The following is a 16356-nucleotide window of genomic DNA, read 5'->3' on the forward strand; positions in this document are numbered from 1 at the left end:
GTCTATTCATCCAGTAGTCTCTATGCCATACTGATTCGCTCTGATTTGTGTATCGAGCGTGCAACAAGATGGAAAAGATAGTGGTCCGGGGTGCTCGCACCCATAACCTCAAGAACATCAATCTGACCCTGCCCCGCGACAAGCTGATCGTGGTTACCGGCCTCTCCGGTTCAGGCAAGTCTTCCCTAGCGTTCGATACCCTTTATGCCGAAGGGCAGCGTCGCTATGTGGAGTCGTTATCTGCCTATGCCCGCCAGTTTCTCTCCCTGATGGAGAAACCGGATGTGGATCATATAGAGGGGCTCTCCCCTGCCATCTCCATCGAGCAGAAATCCACCTCCCACAACCCGCGCTCGACCGTCGGCACCATCACTGAAATTTATGACTACCTGCGTCTGTTGTTTGCGCGGGTAGGTGAGCCCCGTTGCCCGACTCACGCCATCCCGCTCGCCGCCCAGACCATCAGCCAGATGGTGGATCAGGTGCTGACCCAGCCGGAGGGCAGCAAACTGATGCTGCTGGCCCCCGTGGTACGGGATCGCAAGGGTGAGCACATCAAGTTGCTGGAGAATCTGGCGGCCCAGGGCTATATCCGGGCCCGTATCGATGGCGAGGTGTGTGATCTCTCGGATCCACCCACCCTGGAGCTGCACAAGAAGCACACCATAGAAGTGGTGGTGGACCGCTTCAAGGTACGCGATGACCTGGCGTTGCGGCTGGCCGAATCGTTCGAGACGGCATTGACTCTTTCAGGCGGTATCGTGCAGGTGGTGCCCATGGATGGGGAGGAGGGGGTTGGGCCCATGACCTTCTCTGCCAACTTCGCCTGCCCCGAGTGTGGCTACTCCATGTCGGAGCTGGAGCCGCGCATCTTCTCATTCAACAATCCTGCCGGTGCCTGCCCCACCTGTGATGGGCTCGGGGTACAGCAATACTTCGATCCGGCCAAGGTGATCCATGATCCTTCCATCAGTCTGGCCAACGGCGCCATTCGTGGCTGGGACAAGCGCAGTTTCTATTACTTCCAGATGCTCAAATCCCTCTCCGATCACTACAAGTTCGATCTGGAGGCCGCGTGGGAAGATCTGCCCCTCAAGACCCAGGAAGTGATCCTGCGTGGCTCGGGCCGTACCGAGGTCGAGTTCCGTTATATGAACGATCGCGGTGACGTTGTGGTGCGCAAGCATCCGTTCGAGGGGATCCTGCACAACATGGAGCGCCGCTACCGTGAAACCGAGTCCAACTCGGTACGGGAAGAGCTCTCCAAGTACATCGCCAACAAATCCTGTACCAGTTGTGGCGGTAGTCGACTGCGGGAAGAGGCGCGCCACGTATTCGTGGACAACCGCAACCTCTCCGCCATCGCCGAACAGTCCATCGGGGATGCGCTGGCCTTCTTCGAGGGACTTAGCCTGACCGGCCAGCGCGCCCAGATCGCCGAGAAGATCCTGAAAGAGATCGTCGAACGGCTTGGGTTCCTGGTGAATGTCGGCCTCAACTATTTGAGTCTCTCACGCAGTGCAGAGACCCTCTCCGGTGGGGAAGCCCAGCGTATCCGGCTGGCGAGCCAGATTGGCGCCGGCCTGGTTGGGGTCATGTATGTGCTGGATGAACCTTCCATCGGCCTGCACCAGCGTGACAACGAGCGGCTGCTCACGACCCTCATCCATCTGCGCGATCTGGGCAACACCGTCATCGTGGTGGAGCACGACGAGGATGCCATTCGCTTGGCTGACCACGTGCTCGACATAGGCCCCGGGGCCGGGGTGCATGGCGGTAATATCGTGGCCCAGGGGACACCCCAGCAGATCATCGACAACCCGGATTCGCTGACCGGTGACTATCTCTCTGGCCGCAAGCGGATTGCCATTCCTGCCGAGCGTACAGCGCTCACCGGCAAGTGGTTGAAACTCAAAGGCGCGAGCGGCAACAACCTGCGCAACGTCAATCTGGACCTGCCTCTGGGGGTAATGACCTGCGTCACCGGCGTTTCCGGCTCCGGCAAGTCGACCCTGATCAACGATACCCTGTTCCGCATTGCTCACCGCGAGCTCAACAAGGCGACCGAGTCGACCCCGGCGCCCTATCGCAGTGTCGAGGGACTGGAGCACCTGGACAAGGTGGTGGATATCGACCAAAGCCCCATCGGTCGTACACCGCGCTCCAACCCGGCCACCTATACCGGCCTGTTCACCCCGATCCGCGAGCTGCTTTCCGGCACGCAGGAGGCGCGCTCCCGTGGCTATCTGCCGGGTCGCTTCTCCTTCAACGTCAAGGGCGGTCGCTGCGAAGCTTGTCAGGGGGATGGGGTCATCAAGGTGGAAATGCACTTCCTGCCGGACGTTTACGTGCCATGCGATGTCTGCAAGGGCAAGCGTTACAATCGCGAGACCCTGGAGGTGAAGTACAAGGGCAAGAACATCCACGAAATACTGGACATGACGGTGGAGGACGCGCGTGCCTTCTTCGATCCGGTACCGGCAGTGGCACGCAAACTGCAAACCTTGATGGATGTGGGTCTCTCTTACATTCGCCTTGGTCAATCAGCGACAACGCTCTCCGGCGGCGAGGCGCAGCGGGTCAAGCTGGCGCGCGAGCTCTCCAAGCGTGACACCGGCCAGACCCTCTATATCTTGGATGAACCGACCACAGGGCTGCACTTCCACGATATCCAGCAGCTGCTCAAGGTATTGCATCAACTGCGGGATCGCGGCAATACCATCGTTATCATCGAGCACAATCTGGACGTCATCAAAACCGCCGACTGGATTGTCGATCTGGGACCCGAGGGGGGGGCTGGTGGCGGTCGCATTCTGGTGACGGGCACGCCGGAGCAGATCAGCCGTTGTGAGGATTCTCATACGGCGCGCTTTTTGGCGCCGCTGTTGGTAAAATAATCACAGCAGTCATGAGACAAGGGGCCCTGGGCCCCTTGTTTTTTATGGTGGATATTCAGTTGCCGTCTCAGGAAGCGGATACTCCATACTTGGCACAAGACCCTTTCCGCTCCGTTGTTTGCCATCCAGAGGATATTGGCGTTCATGGCTCAATCTTCCCGCTCCATCGACCACTTGCTGGCTTACTCCATGTTTCCCGTCTGGGCCGGAGCCATCCTGATGCTGCTCATCGTGATTGCCCTGGCACAAGTACCGGCGGCGCAGCGGGTCGAGGAGCAGCGGATGAAGGATCACCTGCAGCGGGTGATCAAGGCGGTGCAGGGTGATATCAGTGCCATCAATGCCTTCACCCGGGATTGGGGCATCTGGGATGAGAGCTATCGCTTTCTGGCCCACCCCAATCAGGCCTATATTCGTTCCAATTTGCTGGTCGATACCCCGATGCGGGATTTCGAACTCAACGTATTGAGCTATATGGATTTGCAGGGGGCCGAGATCTGGACCCGCACCCTGCTGCCCGAGACGCCAGGCACGGACACGACCCTGCTTCCCTTCTTCCTGGATGACCTCAAGCTGCAGTTGCTGCGTGAATCCCGTCAGGAGGGGATTCGCAGCCTGAGCGGTGTGAGGGGATCCCAGTGGGGACCTCTCATTTACTCGCTCCAGCCGGTGACCAACACCTTGGGAAACGCCACACCCAATGGCTATCTGCTGGTGACTCGCTGGCTGGATGCTCGCTATCTGCATGATCTGGCTGAGCGCACAGCCCTCTCTTTGACCCTCTCCCAGCCAAGGCCTTCCGATAACTTCCTCTCCTTCAAGCCACTCAAGCCACAGATGAGCTATCGCCTGGTTGATCTGGGACTGCAGCGGATCAGGGGAGAGGGGCTGCTGCTCGACAGCAATGGCGACCCCGTGTTGACCCTGATAGTGGAAGACGATCGTGATGTGTTGCAGGGGGCCATGGAGGGGGCTATCTGGACCTTCTTTGGCATGTTGTTGATCAGCATCGCCTGCGTCCTGATGGCCCTGGCCCGGCTGAGAGCCATAGTGTTGGGGCCGGTCAGCGAGATGGTGAAGGCGCTGCAGAAATTTGGCGACAAGCAGGATGTGAGCCTGCTGCCGCTTATCGACAGCAGCCAGGAGATGGCCCTGCTCAGCCGCAAGTTCAGGGAGATGGCGGCCAAGATCAGTCTGCACCACAGTGCCTTGCAGGCGCACTCTTCCAGGATGGAGGTCGCCGCCTATACGGATCCGCTCACACATGCCTCCAATCGGCGCTACCTCGACGAGTGGTTGCTGACCCGGGATAACGTCACCGCTGCCAGGGTGCTGGTGATCCTGGACCTGGACTACTTCAAGCAGGTCAACGATCGCTTTGGCCACGACATGGGAGATCTGGTGTTGTGCCAGCTGGCCGCATTGATGCGCAATGCTCTCGGCGAGGAGGAGCCGCTGATCCGGCTGGGCGGGGAGGAGTTCCTGCTGTTGTTGACCTGTGAGGAGGCGGAGCGGGTGGCAGCTCGGATTGAGCGCTTGCGCCGCAAGATTGCCGAATATCGGTTCGGTCGGGAAGAGGTGCCCCTCCGGATGACGGCATCACTAGGGTATTGCAGTTACCCCCTGCACCCCGAGCTGAAAGATTCGTTCTGGAATCTCAGCTTCAAGCTGGCGGACATGGCGCTGTACAGGGCCAAGCAGGAGGGACGGGATCGCTGGCGGGGATACAGCGGTGAACTGGCTAGGGAGCAGTGGGCATTGAGCCCGGAACAGATAGTGGAGGGAGAGTTCCTCTTGTGTCAGGCATCCCATCTCCGTCAGCCCGCTTGATGAGTCTGTATTGACAGTAGGATGCAGGGGATAAATACCTGCCACATCAGCTGGAAAAAAGGGGATCTCATATGATGGTGACGCGGAGACTATTGCGTTTCCCTTTGGTCTGTTTTTTTATGAATATTCCGCTCACAGCCGAGTCACATTTGATACAAAAATACACTGCCATGAAGACTAGGTAGTCACAAGCCGCTGCTTAAATCCACCATAAGATATATTTGAATGGTTATTTAATGGGGTTTAATCTGAAGTTATTTAAACTAAATTATTGTTATTAATGTAATTTTATTTATTTTGTCGGAGCTTCAGGCGGTCTGGAAGCTGCTGTACACATCTATCTATTTCTTGGTAACTTTTGAGCTAAATCAATAACCCTGCATTCACATCCTTTTATAGTCTTCAGGCTTGCAACATAGAACGAAAACTAAAAGGAAAAATGTGATGAAAAAGATCCTCCCTCTGATGATCGCAGCCGCACTTGCTTCTCCCGTCGCCATGGCCCACCAGGCTGGCGATATTCTGGTGCGCGGCGGCCTGGCATTTGTCTCTCCTCAAACGAGCAGTGATGACGTACTGGGTACCGGCGAGCTGGAAATTGACAGCAACATGCAGCTGGGTCTGACTCTCTCTTATCTGATCACGGATAACTGGGGTGTCGAGTTGTTGGCAGCCACTCCATTCTCCCACTCCGTTTCCACTGCTGGTCTGGGTGAGGTTGCCAAGGTCAAGCACCTGCCACCGACCCTGATGGCGCAGTACTATTTCGGTGATGCCAAGAGCAAGGTTCGTCCTTACATAGGCGCCGGTGTGAACTACACCACTTTCTTTGATGAGGAAGGACGTGGTGCCCTGGCAGGAACCGATGTCAGCGTCGACTCTTCTTGGGGCATGGCCGGTCAGGTCGGTCTGGACATGGCGATCAACGATCGCTGGTTTGTCAACGCCTCTGCCTGGATCATGGATATCGACACCGATGTACACACTGCCGTCGGTACCATCAAGACCTCCATCGATCCCATGGCCTTCATGTTTGGTGTCGGCTATCGCTTCTGACAAGTAGCAGAACCGGTCCGTCAAGGGCCTTTACAGCTAAGCACGTCTCTTTGGCCCGACACTGTTCGGGCCCTTTTGTGTCTGCGTTATCCTCTGTCAATTGTGATCCAACCCTATATGGATCAATAAAATAACCCAAGCCCACCCTCTATAATTCGCCGCTTGTGCCGATAGTGTCTATGTTCACGTTACCTTCCCCCCACGAGTGAGGATGTCTCCATGGGTTTATCTATTGTGCAGCGGATCATCGCCGGATTTGTGTTGATGCTGCTGCTGTTGATCCTGCTTGGCGTGATCAGCACGGTGAAGATCAGGGGTATCAACGACGGTTTGTCGCAGGTATCCGACCAGGCGACGCCACTGGTGATTGCCGTTGCAGGCCTGAAAGGCGCCCTGCAAGACAGCAACCGCTGGGTATTGGTCTATCGGACCAGCGAGGAGGCAAGTCAGTTGCCACAACTCGCCAGCCAGTTCAAAGAACAGCAAGCCCGCTTCACTCAGCTGAGCCAGGAGATGGACAAGTTCACCGGGGTCGCTGAGGCCAATGCCCGCTTCCAGCAGGTGGATAGTGCCACCAAGCAGTTCTATGGTCTGGCGGACCAGGTGCTCGACCAGCACAGCCAGTGGGTCAATGCCCTGGTTCAGCGCCACAAGCTGGAGATCGATTTCATCCGGCTGGAGGACACCTATCAGCGTGCAGCTGATCTGCTGCTGCAACAGACGGCAAGCAAACGCTCCATGCGCAACAAGGCCGAACTCATCACCTCCGGGATCTCCCGTGATCTGAAAAACATTCGCCGAGCCGATGCCAAAACCGACCTCAATGAGCTGGAAAAGGTGCTCAGCAAGGATATAGAGATGGCCCGCAAGCGTCTCGAACGCGTGCTGGTTCCCGACGATGTGAAGCAGCGTTTCGTGTCCAACCTGGATCGCATGCAAGAGCTGGCACTCGGTCAGCAAGGCTTGCTTGCCACCATGCGCAATGCCCAGCAACTGGCGGCATCCCTGCAGACGTTGAACCAGCAGCTCGACGCCAGCCTGGTCAACAGCTTGAGCTTGCTCGACCAGATGGGCCAGTCGGCCGGGACCATCGCCAGCCAGAGCCGTACCACGGCGGATGATGCAGTCAGCAGTGCCAGCTTCTGGATCCTGATCGTCGCCGCCATTTCGGCCGGGGCAGCGCTCATCATCGGCTATACCACGGCGCGCAGCATTCAGCGACCGCTACAGATGATCAACAAAGAGTTGAATTACATGGCTGCCGGGGACATGACCCGCCGTATCAACTATCAGAGCAGCTGTGAGTTCGGCAGCCTCTCCCGTTCCATCGACACCCTGGCGGGCAAGACGGGGGAGTTGCTCTCCCAGATCAACGCCGGCTCTCGCCATCTGGTGGAGGAGGCGAGCCGCGCCGCCGAGATCAGCGAGCGGGCCATGTCACGGGTGCAGGATCAGAAGAGCCAGACCGATCAGGTGGCTGCTGCCATCACAGAGCTGGAAGTGAGCGCCACCGAGGTGGCCCGTTCCACCGATGGTACAAAACGGGAAGTGGATCTGGCTGATGATGAGGCGAGAAGTGGCCGTCAGAAAGTGGCCACCACACGTCGCATCACCGAACAACTGGCTGGTGCCATGGAAGAGGCCGTCGGCATCACCTACAAGCTGGGAGAGTTCAGCAACAACATCGGCAGTATTCTGGATGTGATCCGCAGCATTGCCGAGCAGACCAACCTGCTTGCCCTGAATGCGGCCATCGAAGCGGCCCGTGCCGGTGATGCCGGTCGCGGTTTTGCCGTGGTGGCTGATGAGGTGCGAGCGCTCGCCAACCGTACCCAGACCTCGACCGAAGAGATCCAGGCGATGATCGAGAACCTGCAGAACTCGAGCAAACAGGTGGTGGAGGTGATGGGCCGTAGTCAGGACCAGACCCGCAGTTGTGTTGAACAGACTCGTGAAATGGACCTGGCATTGCAGTCCATCGCCGAGCGGATGACCTCCATCAAGTCGATGGCGGATCAGGTTGCCCATGCCGCCCAGGAGCAGATTTCGGTCAGCCAGGGGGTGGCTCGACATATCGCCGGCATCGCCGACGTGGCCTACGAGACCGAGCGGGAGGCGAGAGAGTCGGCAAGCAGCAGTGAAGTGCTGGCGGATCTGGTCGCCAAGCAGCAGCAATTGATCGCACATTTCAAGGTCTAGGAGGGCTTATGTCTAACAAGTGGATTGGGGCCCTGAGTCTCCTGTTATGTGGTCAACTGGTGGCCAGTGAGCTGGTGATCGAGAGCTGGCGAACGGATGACAAAGTCTTGTGGGAGCAGAAGATCATTCCTGCTTTCGAGGCTGCTCACCCGGGAATCCAGGTGAAATTCAATGGTGTGCAGAATGTCGACTATATGCCGACCCTGTTGACCAGTCTGAAGGATGGCAAGGCAGGAGATCTCATTACCTGTCGCCCGTTTGACGACTCCCTTGCCCTGTTCAAGGCCGGTCATCTGGCGGAGCTGACCGAGATGTCGGGGATGGAAAACTTCCCGAGTTTTGCCCAGTCACCCTGGCAAACCGATTCCGGTGCCCAGACCTTCTGTGTGCCCATGGCGTCAGTGATCCACGGTTTTTTCTACAACAAGAAGATCTTCAGTGAGTTGGGCCTGACAGTGCCGCAAACCCGCGATGGTTTCTTTGCCGCGCTAGACAAGGTGAAAGCTGACGGTCGCTATGTGCCGCTGGCCATGAGTGGTGCCGAGAGCTGGGTTTCGTCCGAACTCGGTTTTCAGAACATAGGCCCCAACTACTGGAAAGGGGAAGATGGTCGTCTGGCGCTGATCGGCGGGCAGGAGCGGCTCGACAACCCGCAATACGTCAAGGTGCTTGAGGAGCTGGCCCGCTGGCGCCCCTACCTGGGAGAGGGGGGCGAGAACCGGGACTATGCTGCCACCAATGAGCTGTTCACTTCCGGCAAGGCCGCCTTCTACGTGGCGGGTTCGTGGGAAATCGCCCCCTTCACCGGCAAGGTCGATTTTGGCGTCATGCGCCCACCAGTAGCCAAACAGGGTGATGGTTGTTTCTTTACCGATCACACCGATATCGGCATGGGCATGAACCCCGCCAGCAAGAACAAGGAGGCGGCCATGGCGTTCTTGCAGTGGCTGACCACTCCCCAGTTTGCCGAGCTCTATACCAACTCGCTGCCGGGGTTCTTCTCCCTCTCCAACCACTTCTTTGATGTCACCAATCCGGCGGCGAAGGAGATGATGGAGTGGCGCGATCAGTGTGATTCCACCATACGGGTGGCGACCCAGATCCTCTCCCGTGGCAAGCCCAAACTGGGGGATGAGCTGGCCGAGGTGAGTCAGGCCGTGCTGCTGGGCAAGATGGCACCACAAGCGGCGGCAGACCGGCTGGAGCAAGGGCTGAAGGGCTGGTATCCACCCCATCAGGGCAACAAGGCCAAGGGGCAGGATTGCCAATGTGAGGCACCGGCTGTTCCCGCCACTGTCGTACCTGCGGTACCCACCACTGAGGCTCAGGTCGCACCAGCGCCTTCGGCTACCCCCGCGACCGAGGTACCGGTCGAGCCTGCGCCTTCGGCTGTCTCCGCCACGACAGAGGAGCCTGCCGTTCTTTCGCCATCTTCGGCCACACCCGCCGTGACAGAGGATGCCCCAACCGCGCCCATTCCATCGATCACGCCGGCTGTGCCAGCCTCTGCGGCGGCCGCCCCGTCACCGGTGCCATCTGCCGAGATTGAGCAGGCACTGTCCGAAGAGTTGGAAGCGCCACAGCAGTAAATGGCAACACCATAAAGAACGGGAGGCACCAGCCTCCCGTTTTCATTTCTGCCTGCCACTCGGACTATTGGGTCTCATGGGGCCAGCGGCAGAGACTGCCGATGCGGGCCACAGGGGTAAAGCCCAATGAACGATAGACCCGCTGAGCGTGGTAGTGCTCGTCGGCCACTATGATGAGCTGCCTGGCCCGCTCCAACCCCTGGCGCGCGACCTGGCTCAGCAGCTGACGGCATAGCCCCCGGTTACGCCACTCCTGATGAGTACGTACCAGTTGAAACCGACCCATGGTCCCGGTGAAGAAGAGCCCGCAGCTGGCAACCAGCTGCTCCTCCTGCCAGATCCCCCACCACTTCCCGAGTCCATCCGCGATCATGGCTTCATACAGGCGACGTCGGGATTGCAGGTAGGGGAGATAGTTTTCCACCGAGTGACCGGGATCTCGCTCATTGAGCTCGAACGCCAGCCAGACATCCCAGTCTGCGGGCGAGAAAGGGCGGGCTTCTGCGGTTTGGTCGATAGTGGCAGCCTGGTGCAAGTTGGTGGCATCCAGCGCCAGCACAACGCATTCCATGTATTGATATCCCGCTGCCACGAAACCTGCTACTCGGCTGTTCTGGCCTTCTGCCAGCGGCCACTGAAAGGTGCGATGCTGCACTCTGGGGTCCAGCCCGATCAGCTTGTCAAAACTGGCCTCGAGCCAGCCTTTGTCACGATCGCTGGGGGGAGTGGGGAGCAGCAGGTAGTTGCCAAAATAGTAATCGGGAGCATCAGGGGTGCGCACCGCCCAGAACTGCTCATGGTCTACCACGTTGCCCTGATAGCGATCGAACAGCAAGTCTGTTGCAAAACCGGGGTGGGTATCCATGACAAGGCTCCTGCAAATGGCTCAATTGGTTATCGGCAGGGAAGGGAAGAGGTTGAAAAAGGGGCCGGAGAAACCTCCGGCCAAACAATCACACGCAGATTCAGAACGTCCAGGACGATCTGTGTTCATCATAACGCGACTCCACGGCTTTTGGGATGGGGTGCCAATCGTTACTTCAGGTTAATTGCCAAATAAACAGCAGAGTCTCACTCCTATCTGTAAATCAGGGTTGACTTTGATCCGTTTTCTCATAAAGATAGAAAGACGTTTGGACGTCCAAACATCCGTTTTGACGTAGAGGAATGGGTTGCAGGGCAGGGAGAGAGCAGATGGGATTTCACAGTGCACGTCAGGTTGAGGCACTCAACCAGAGTCTGGCCGATTTAAGCGGTGACATAGGGGTTAGTTTCGAGTTTTTTCCACCCAACAGTGAAGGGATGGAAAACACCCTCTGGCAGTCCATCGAACGGCTGAAAGTGCTGGAACCCAAGTTCGTCTCTGTGACCTATGGTGCCAACTCAGGCACCCGGGATCGCACCCACAAAGTGATCAAGGACATCAAGGAGCGTACCGGCCTGATCGCGGCGCCCCATCTGACCTGTATTGATGCCAGTCGCGACGAGCTGCGTACCATAGCCCGCGATTACTGGAACAGCGGCATCCGCCATATAGTGGCCCTGCGCGGTGACTTGCCGCCCGGACTCGACAAGCCGGATATGTATGCCACCGATCTGGTGGCCCTGCTCAAGTCAGAAGCTGATTTCGATATTTCGGTGGCCGCCTATCCGGAAGGTCATCCCGAGGCCAGAAGTGCGCAGTCCGACTTGCTCAACCTCAAGCGCAAGATTGATGCCGGTGCCAACCGTGCCATCACCCAGTTCTTCTTCGATGTGGAGACCTACCTGCGTTTTCGGGATCGCTGCGCCGCCATCGGCATCGATGCTGAAATCGTGCCCGGGATACTGCCGGTCTCCAACTACCAGACCCTGGCCAAGTTCGCCGGTTTTACCAACGTGAAGATCCCGCGCTGGATGCATCAGCGTTTCGAGGGGCTGGACAACGATCAGATGACCCGCAACCTGGTGGGCGCCAGCATCGCCATCGACCAGGTGCGCGTGCTGAGTCAGGAGGGGGTGAAGGATTTCCACTTCTATACCCTGAACCGCTCAGAGCTGACCTACGCCATCTGCCATACCCTGGGGGTCAGGCCGAAGGACCCGGTCTGACACAGGTTGCCGCAGGCACAAAAAAAGCCAATGAGTTGCTCATTGGCTTTTTTTTCATAGCGGCTTGTCAAGGCCGGGTTGGGGCTATCTCTTTCGGTTCGAGATCGATGACCGCATTGCCGGCGGCACCCGGATACTGGTGATAGCTCTGGTCCTGCTCCAGGGTGTAGAAGGTATCCAGATAGTCATCGTTGTTGGTCATCCAGGAGTCGGGCAGCGCCTTGACGATACGACCGCCGAGATCCAGGAAGGGCAGGGCCTCCGGCACGCCGCCAGCGGTAAAAGCGAGCTTGAGGGCATCGATGAACAAGGCGCTTAGCTCCTTGTAGTTGACGTTGTCATCCTGCTCCATCATGACGATGTCGACGGCACCCCAACGGTAGCGATCCCAGTACACCAGGATCTGGTTGGGGGTGTAGTCTGTGTTGTCATAGTCGAGGTAGGGCATGTCGACTATGTCGACCACGGGCTCATCCCGGCTGGGATTGACCCCGGCGACCACCGCATAGACTTCGGCTGCACCCAGCAGCCAGGGCTCCTGATCATCCTTCAGTCTTATCTTCTTCAGGATGCTGGTCTTGAGCGGTGCCGTACTGGCGGCGGTGCGCGGGGCTGCCTGCAGATCGGCTGCGGCCAGCGCCTTGCGCATCACCTTCAGGCCGGCGTTCTTGGCCTTGACGGGGTCTGCTTCCACCACCAGGACAGGTCGCGCCGGTGCCTTGTCCACATCCAGATAGACGGGGTTGCCGGCGCTGTCGAAAGCCTCGATCGCGCTCCAGCTCTTCTCATCTCCGCTCGGTACATAGGCAACCAGGGGTTCGACCCCTTGTTGCAGTACGGCGGCCTGCTCCGGGTTGGCCAGTCGCAGTTGCATCAACTGCTTGACCTCGCCGTCCAGCCCTTGCCGACTGATGGCGGCCTGGTTGGCATCGCTCGCCTGCCGTTTCAGCCGTGGACTGGCCTTTTGCAGCAGGTTGGGCAGCGGGCTCTGGTACTCCTGATTGCTCAGCAGTGGCAGCAGGTTTTTCTGCTGTAGCGCCAGCTGGCGTGCCAGCTCCCGATCCGAGTCGGCAGCATGGGCGGTGGTGGCGCCCAGCAGTGCCAGTAACAAAATGACAGCCTGATTCCTCATTATTGTTCTCCAGTTTATGAGTCTGACAGAGGCACACATCGGGGAAGAAGAAGTGCCTCGGCACCACTTAATGGCAATTAGTTTCAGCTGTGAACCAATTTTTCTGAATTATGTGCTGTGTCTCACGGGAGGCTCCCCAGATGGTCAGGTCAGTTTCTCCGCTGGTTGACTTGATGCAGGATGATACCGACGAACAGCCCCCAACAGGCGGCGCCGACACCCAGCAGGCTGATCCCGGAGGCCGTGATGATGAAGGTGAGCAGGGCGGCTTCGCGCGCCTCGTCTTGCTGCAATGCCGTGTGCAGGCTGCTGCCTATGGTGCCGAGCAAAGCCAACCCTGCCACGCAGGTGACCAGCGTTGCAGGAAAAGCGGTGAACAGGGTGGCTACGCTTGCCCCGAAGCAACCGGTCAGCAGATAGAAGCCGCCAGCCCAGACGGCGGCCGGCCAGCGACGGCTGGCATCGGAATCCACGTCCTTGCCCATGCAGATGGCGGCCGTAATGGCCGCCAGGTTAAAGGCGTAGCCACCGAAGGGGGCCAGCAACAGGCCGGTCAGGCCGGTCCAGGTGATCAGGGATGAGGTGGCCGGTTGATAACCGTGAGCTCGCAATATGGTAATGCCGGGCATGTTCTGGGAGGTCATGGTGACGATGAACAGTGGCAGGGCTATGCCGAACAGGGTATCGAAGGAGAAGCTCGGCCAGGTCCAGACCGGGCTGGCGAGCTGCCAGTGCAGAGTGCCCAGTTGCAGATCCCCCCGCAGGGCACTGAGGGTTATTCCCATCGCCAGCACCAGCACCATGGTGTAGCGGGGCCAGAGATGGCGGCTGAGCAGGAAGGCCAGCAGCAGGGTGCCAAGCAGCAAGGGATCTTGTGGCGCGACCTTGAACAGATCCAGCCCGAATCTGAGCAAGACTCCGGCCAGCATGGCGGCGGCCAGCGGAGCCGGGATATGCCGTATCAGGCGATCGAACCAACCGCTGATGCCGCATAGGGTGATCAGCAGGGAAGAGATAACGAAGGCGCCTATGGCCTCAGCCAGGGTGAAGTTGCCCAGGCTGGTGATCAGCAGGGCGGCCCCCGGGGTCGACCAGGCGCTCAGTACGGGTATGCGGTAATAAAAGGAGAGGCCGATGCAGCTTGTTCCCATACCGATACCCAGCGCCCATAGCCAGGAGGCAAGCTGGGTAGCATCGGCACCCGCCGCCGTAGCAGCCTGAATGATCAGGATGACGGAGCTGGTGTAGCCGACCATCACGGCGATGAAACCTGCCACCAGGTGGGGAAGGGCGAAGGGCATAGTGACGTCCTTGTTGGATTGTGACTGGTTGTGCGTTATTACGTACAATGTGTCTTCTGACTATATCGCCGTGCGCTATAGCGCACAAGGCGATTCATGCAAGAGCAATGAAGAGGCAGTCATGCAAGAGATGAATCAGCATCTGGCCCAACGTCTGAAGGGATTACGCAGCGAACTTGGCTGGAGTCTGGATGTGGCGGCGCGTGAGACGGGGGTGAGCAAGGCCATGTTGGGGCAGATTGAGCGGGGAGAGTCCAGTCCTACTGTGGCTACCCTGTGGAAGATCGCCACCGGCTTTCGAGTCTCCTTCTCCAGCTTTATCGAGCCTGCCCCGGCAGCGCAGGGAGAGGTACTCTATCGTACCGCCGACGCCATTCGCCAGCAGCCTGCGGGAGAGGGCATGCAGGTCGCCCCCTTATTTCCTTATGAGAAGCGGTTTGGTTTTGAATTGTTTGAACTGACGCTGCTACCCGGGTATCAGCGCGAATCCGAACCCCATGAGCCCGGTGTGACCGAGCATGTCATCGTCATCAGTGGTCTGATGGAGGTGCTGGTGGAAGGGGAGTGGCGTTCACTGGTGCAAGGGGAGGCGGTGCGCTTTGCCGCCGACCGCCCCCATGGTTATCGCAATCTGGGGATTGCCCCTGCGATCTTTCACAACCTGATCCACTATCCGGCGGCCAGGCCCTGAGAATAAGCCCGGATGATCAGCCCGGACGGCCATCCGCCCTGGTGCTGGTCAGTATGGGGGCATAAACCCAGACGAACAGCCCATAGGCGCCGACCCAGGCCAGGCCACTCAGGTTCCAGCCGTGCAGGGTATAGGCAGGCCAGAGTAGCGGGATCACAACCCGGGTCACCGCTGCCGCTATGACCAGCGCGAACGCGCAGCTTATCCGGCGCCCTACTTGCAAAGCTCGGCCGCTATGGCCGAGGGAGACGCGCGCTATCATCCCCAGGATCATGGTGCCCATGCAGCCGGCGCTGAGCAGGTGACTGGCCGTCGACAAGGTGATGGGCAGGCCGGCGGCCTGCGCTCCGAGAGCGAGCATTCCGAGCGGAATAAACAGGTAGGCGAGATGCAGTGACCACAGCAGGGGATGAGCAAGGGTGGTCGGCAGGCGCCAGCGCAGCTGTCGCCACAGATGCAAGCCTGCTGTCACTATATATAGAGGCACCATATAAGTGCTGGTGGTCCATTGGGTGGGCAGCAGCAGCCAGCACAGCAAAATAAGCCACAGCGATGCGAGTGCTATGCGCTCCAGCCACGGCAGGGGAGCGGCTTTCTCCTGGCCGGTGCCTCGGGCGGTGAAGAAGGGGATGACTCGTCCTCCCATCACTGCAATCAGGGTCGTGAACAGCAGCACTGTCGTGACCAGCAGATGCTCTATGACGATCCACTCCCCATGCCATAGCCAGCTGGCGCCATTGAGCAGCGTCAGTACCACGAGCAGGGGGACAAAGAAGAGGTTGCGCCATTGGCGGGTCATTATGATGGGTTTGGCCAGGAACCAGGCGCAGAGCGGTAGCCACATCAGATCCATCATCATCAGAGCAGTGTTCCCTTCTCCCAGCCAGGGCAACAAACACCTCGGTGCGGCCCACAGGCCCACGACCAGTGCCAACGGCCAGCCCCGAACGCCGGGATGGGCCGTCCAGTTCTGTACGGCGGTCAGCAGAAAGCCCGCTACTATGGCCGCACCGAAACCAAACAGCATCTCGTGGGCATGCCACCAGATGGGGTTGCCGACTCCTGGCAGCAGGATCCAGCCATTGAGCTGTGCCAGCCAGCCCAGCATGGCCAAGGCAGAGAAGAGGGCCCCGAGCAGGAAGAAAGGCCGAAACCCCAGGCGGAACAGAGGAACTATCTGTTCTTCTTTGCGGCTATCCAGGATCTGATGCATGGTTAAACCTTAATTGACATTTGAAAAGCCAATTATAAAGTGACTTTTCAAATGTTCAATTTAAATCCAGTCAAAGCCTGAATTGATGGGGTTGTGAGCAAAAAGGCACGGGTTTGCTGCATATCTGAGCGAACGAACAATTGTGATGAAAAAGCCCTTGTCATCCCGGCGCGGCTCCCTATAATGCGCCCCTACCAGCACGGCGGAACACGCCAACCTGATGAGCCAGCTTCCTTGTGAAGCCGGCGCCGAAAGAAAAGCGAAAACAACCGCTTGACTTTCGAAGTGAGGAGCGTAATATGCGCCTCCTCAACGCGACAAGCGTGACGCTCTTTAACAATTTGAATCAAGCAATCT

At 58.5% G+C, this 16356-nt stretch carries 11 protein-coding genes; 7 read left to right on the forward strand and 4 right to left on the reverse strand.

Going from position 1 to position 16356, the window contains the following annotated elements; genetic code table 11:
• Positions 1-68: 68 nt before the first annotated feature.
• The 5 genes from uvrA to GWQ31_RS18195 all read left to right on the forward strand — a co-directional run bounded on the left by uvrA (position 69) and on the right by GWQ31_RS18195 (position 9571).
• Positions 69-2897: an excinuclease ABC subunit UvrA gene (gene uvrA, locus GWQ31_RS18175; RefSeq protein WP_265462678.1), complete on the forward strand. Its 2829-nt coding sequence runs from the start codon at positions 69-71 to the stop codon at positions 2895-2897.
• Between the two features lie 144 nt (positions 2898-3041).
• Positions 3042-4727: a diguanylate cyclase gene (locus tag GWQ31_RS18180; protein WP_275909966.1), complete on the forward strand. Its 1686-nt coding sequence runs from the start codon at positions 3042-3044 to the stop codon at positions 4725-4727.
• A gap of 444 nt (positions 4728-5171) precedes the next feature.
• Positions 5172-5783 carry an OmpW family outer membrane protein gene (locus GWQ31_RS18185; protein ID WP_021140735.1) on the forward strand — a complete coding sequence of 204 codons (612 nt, stop codon included), beginning with the start codon at positions 5172-5174 and terminating at the stop codon, positions 5781-5783.
• Positions 5784-6002: 219 nt separating this feature from the next.
• Positions 6003-7982 (forward strand): methyl-accepting chemotaxis protein, encoded by a 1980-nt coding sequence (locus tag GWQ31_RS18190; RefSeq protein WP_265462676.1) that lies wholly within the window; start codon positions 6003-6005, stop codon positions 7980-7982.
• Between the two features lie 8 nt (positions 7983-7990).
• The gene (locus GWQ31_RS18195) at positions 7991-9571 is read left to right on the forward strand and encodes an extracellular solute-binding protein (protein ID WP_275909967.1); all 1581 of its coding nucleotides are present in this window, start codon (positions 7991-7993) and stop codon (positions 9569-9571) included.
• Positions 9572-9635: 64 nt separating this feature from the next.
• Here GWQ31_RS18195 and GWQ31_RS18200 read toward each other — a convergent pair whose 3' ends face one another.
• Positions 9636-10436 carry a GNAT family N-acetyltransferase gene (locus GWQ31_RS18200; RefSeq protein WP_113721120.1) on the reverse strand — a complete coding sequence of 267 codons (801 nt, stop codon included), beginning with the start codon at positions 10434-10436 and terminating at the stop codon, positions 9636-9638.
• A 329-nt stretch (positions 10437-10765) separates the two neighbouring features.
• Here GWQ31_RS18200 and metF point away from each other — a divergent pair, with 329 nt between their 5' ends.
• Positions 10766-11662 (forward strand): methylenetetrahydrofolate reductase, encoded by an 897-nt coding sequence (metF, locus tag GWQ31_RS18205; RefSeq protein WP_265462674.1) that lies wholly within the window; start codon positions 10766-10768, stop codon positions 11660-11662.
• A 67-nt stretch (positions 11663-11729) separates the two neighbouring features.
• Here the strand turns inward: metF and GWQ31_RS18210 are convergent, their stop codons facing one another.
• On the reverse strand, positions 11730-12794 hold the full coding sequence (locus tag GWQ31_RS18210; protein WP_265462673.1) for a DUF3103 family protein: 1065 nt from the start codon (positions 12792-12794) through the stop codon (positions 11730-11732).
• 149 nt (positions 12795-12943) lie between these two features.
• A complete protein-coding gene (locus GWQ31_RS18215; RefSeq protein ID WP_275909968.1) occupies positions 12944-14095 on the reverse strand; it encodes a benzoate/H(+) symporter BenE family transporter in 1152 nt (383 codons plus the stop codon).
• Between the two features lie 121 nt (positions 14096-14216).
• Between GWQ31_RS18215 and GWQ31_RS18220 the strand changes: the two genes are divergently transcribed.
• Positions 14217-14786 carry an XRE family transcriptional regulator gene (locus tag GWQ31_RS18220; RefSeq protein WP_265462671.1) on the forward strand — a complete coding sequence of 190 codons (570 nt, stop codon included), beginning with the start codon at positions 14217-14219 and terminating at the stop codon, positions 14784-14786.
• A gap of 16 nt (positions 14787-14802) precedes the next feature.
• On the opposite strand, the gene GWQ31_RS18225 is transcribed toward GWQ31_RS18220, so the two are convergent.
• Positions 14803-15999 (reverse strand): NnrS family protein, encoded by a 1197-nt coding sequence (locus tag GWQ31_RS18225; RefSeq protein WP_265462670.1) that lies wholly within the window; start codon positions 15997-15999, stop codon positions 14803-14805.
• Between the last annotated feature and the right edge of the window lie 357 nt (positions 16000-16356).

The organism is Aeromonas sp. 2MA4 (assembly GCF_029237305.1).
GTDB lineage: Bacteria > Pseudomonadota > Gammaproteobacteria > Enterobacterales > Aeromonadaceae > Aeromonas > Aeromonas salmonicida.

Coding starts and splice junctions, on each gene's coding strand:
- GWQ31_RS18195 (WP_275909967.1), top strand. CDS start 7,991: ATGTCTAACAAGTGGATTGGGGCCCTGAGTCTCCTGTTATGTGGTCAA.
- GWQ31_RS18220 (WP_265462671.1), top strand. CDS start 14,217: ATGCAAGAGATGAATCAGCATCTGGCCCAACGTCTGAAGGGATTACGC.
- GWQ31_RS18215 (WP_275909968.1), bottom strand. CDS start 14,095: ATGCCCTTCGCCCTTCCCCACCTGGTGGCAGGTTTCATCGCCGTGATG.
- metF (WP_265462674.1), top strand. CDS start 10,766: ATGGGATTTCACAGTGCACGTCAGGTTGAGGCACTCAACCAGAGTCTG.
- GWQ31_RS18225 (WP_265462670.1), bottom strand. CDS start 15,999: ATGCATCAGATCCTGGATAGCCGCAAAGAAGAACAGATAGTTCCTCTG.
- uvrA (WP_265462678.1), top strand. CDS start 69: ATGGAAAAGATAGTGGTCCGGGGTGCTCGCACCCATAACCTCAAGAAC.
- GWQ31_RS18185 (WP_021140735.1), top strand. CDS start 5,172: ATGAAAAAGATCCTCCCTCTGATGATCGCAGCCGCACTTGCTTCTCCC.
- GWQ31_RS18210 (WP_265462673.1), bottom strand. CDS start 12,794: ATGAGGAATCAGGCTGTCATTTTGTTACTGGCACTGCTGGGCGCCACC.
- GWQ31_RS18200 (WP_113721120.1), bottom strand. CDS start 10,436: ATGGATACCCACCCCGGTTTTGCAACAGACTTGCTGTTCGATCGCTAT.
- GWQ31_RS18180 (WP_275909966.1), top strand. CDS start 3,042: ATGGCTCAATCTTCCCGCTCCATCGACCACTTGCTGGCTTACTCCATG.
- GWQ31_RS18190 (WP_265462676.1), top strand. CDS start 6,003: ATGGGTTTATCTATTGTGCAGCGGATCATCGCCGGATTTGTGTTGATG.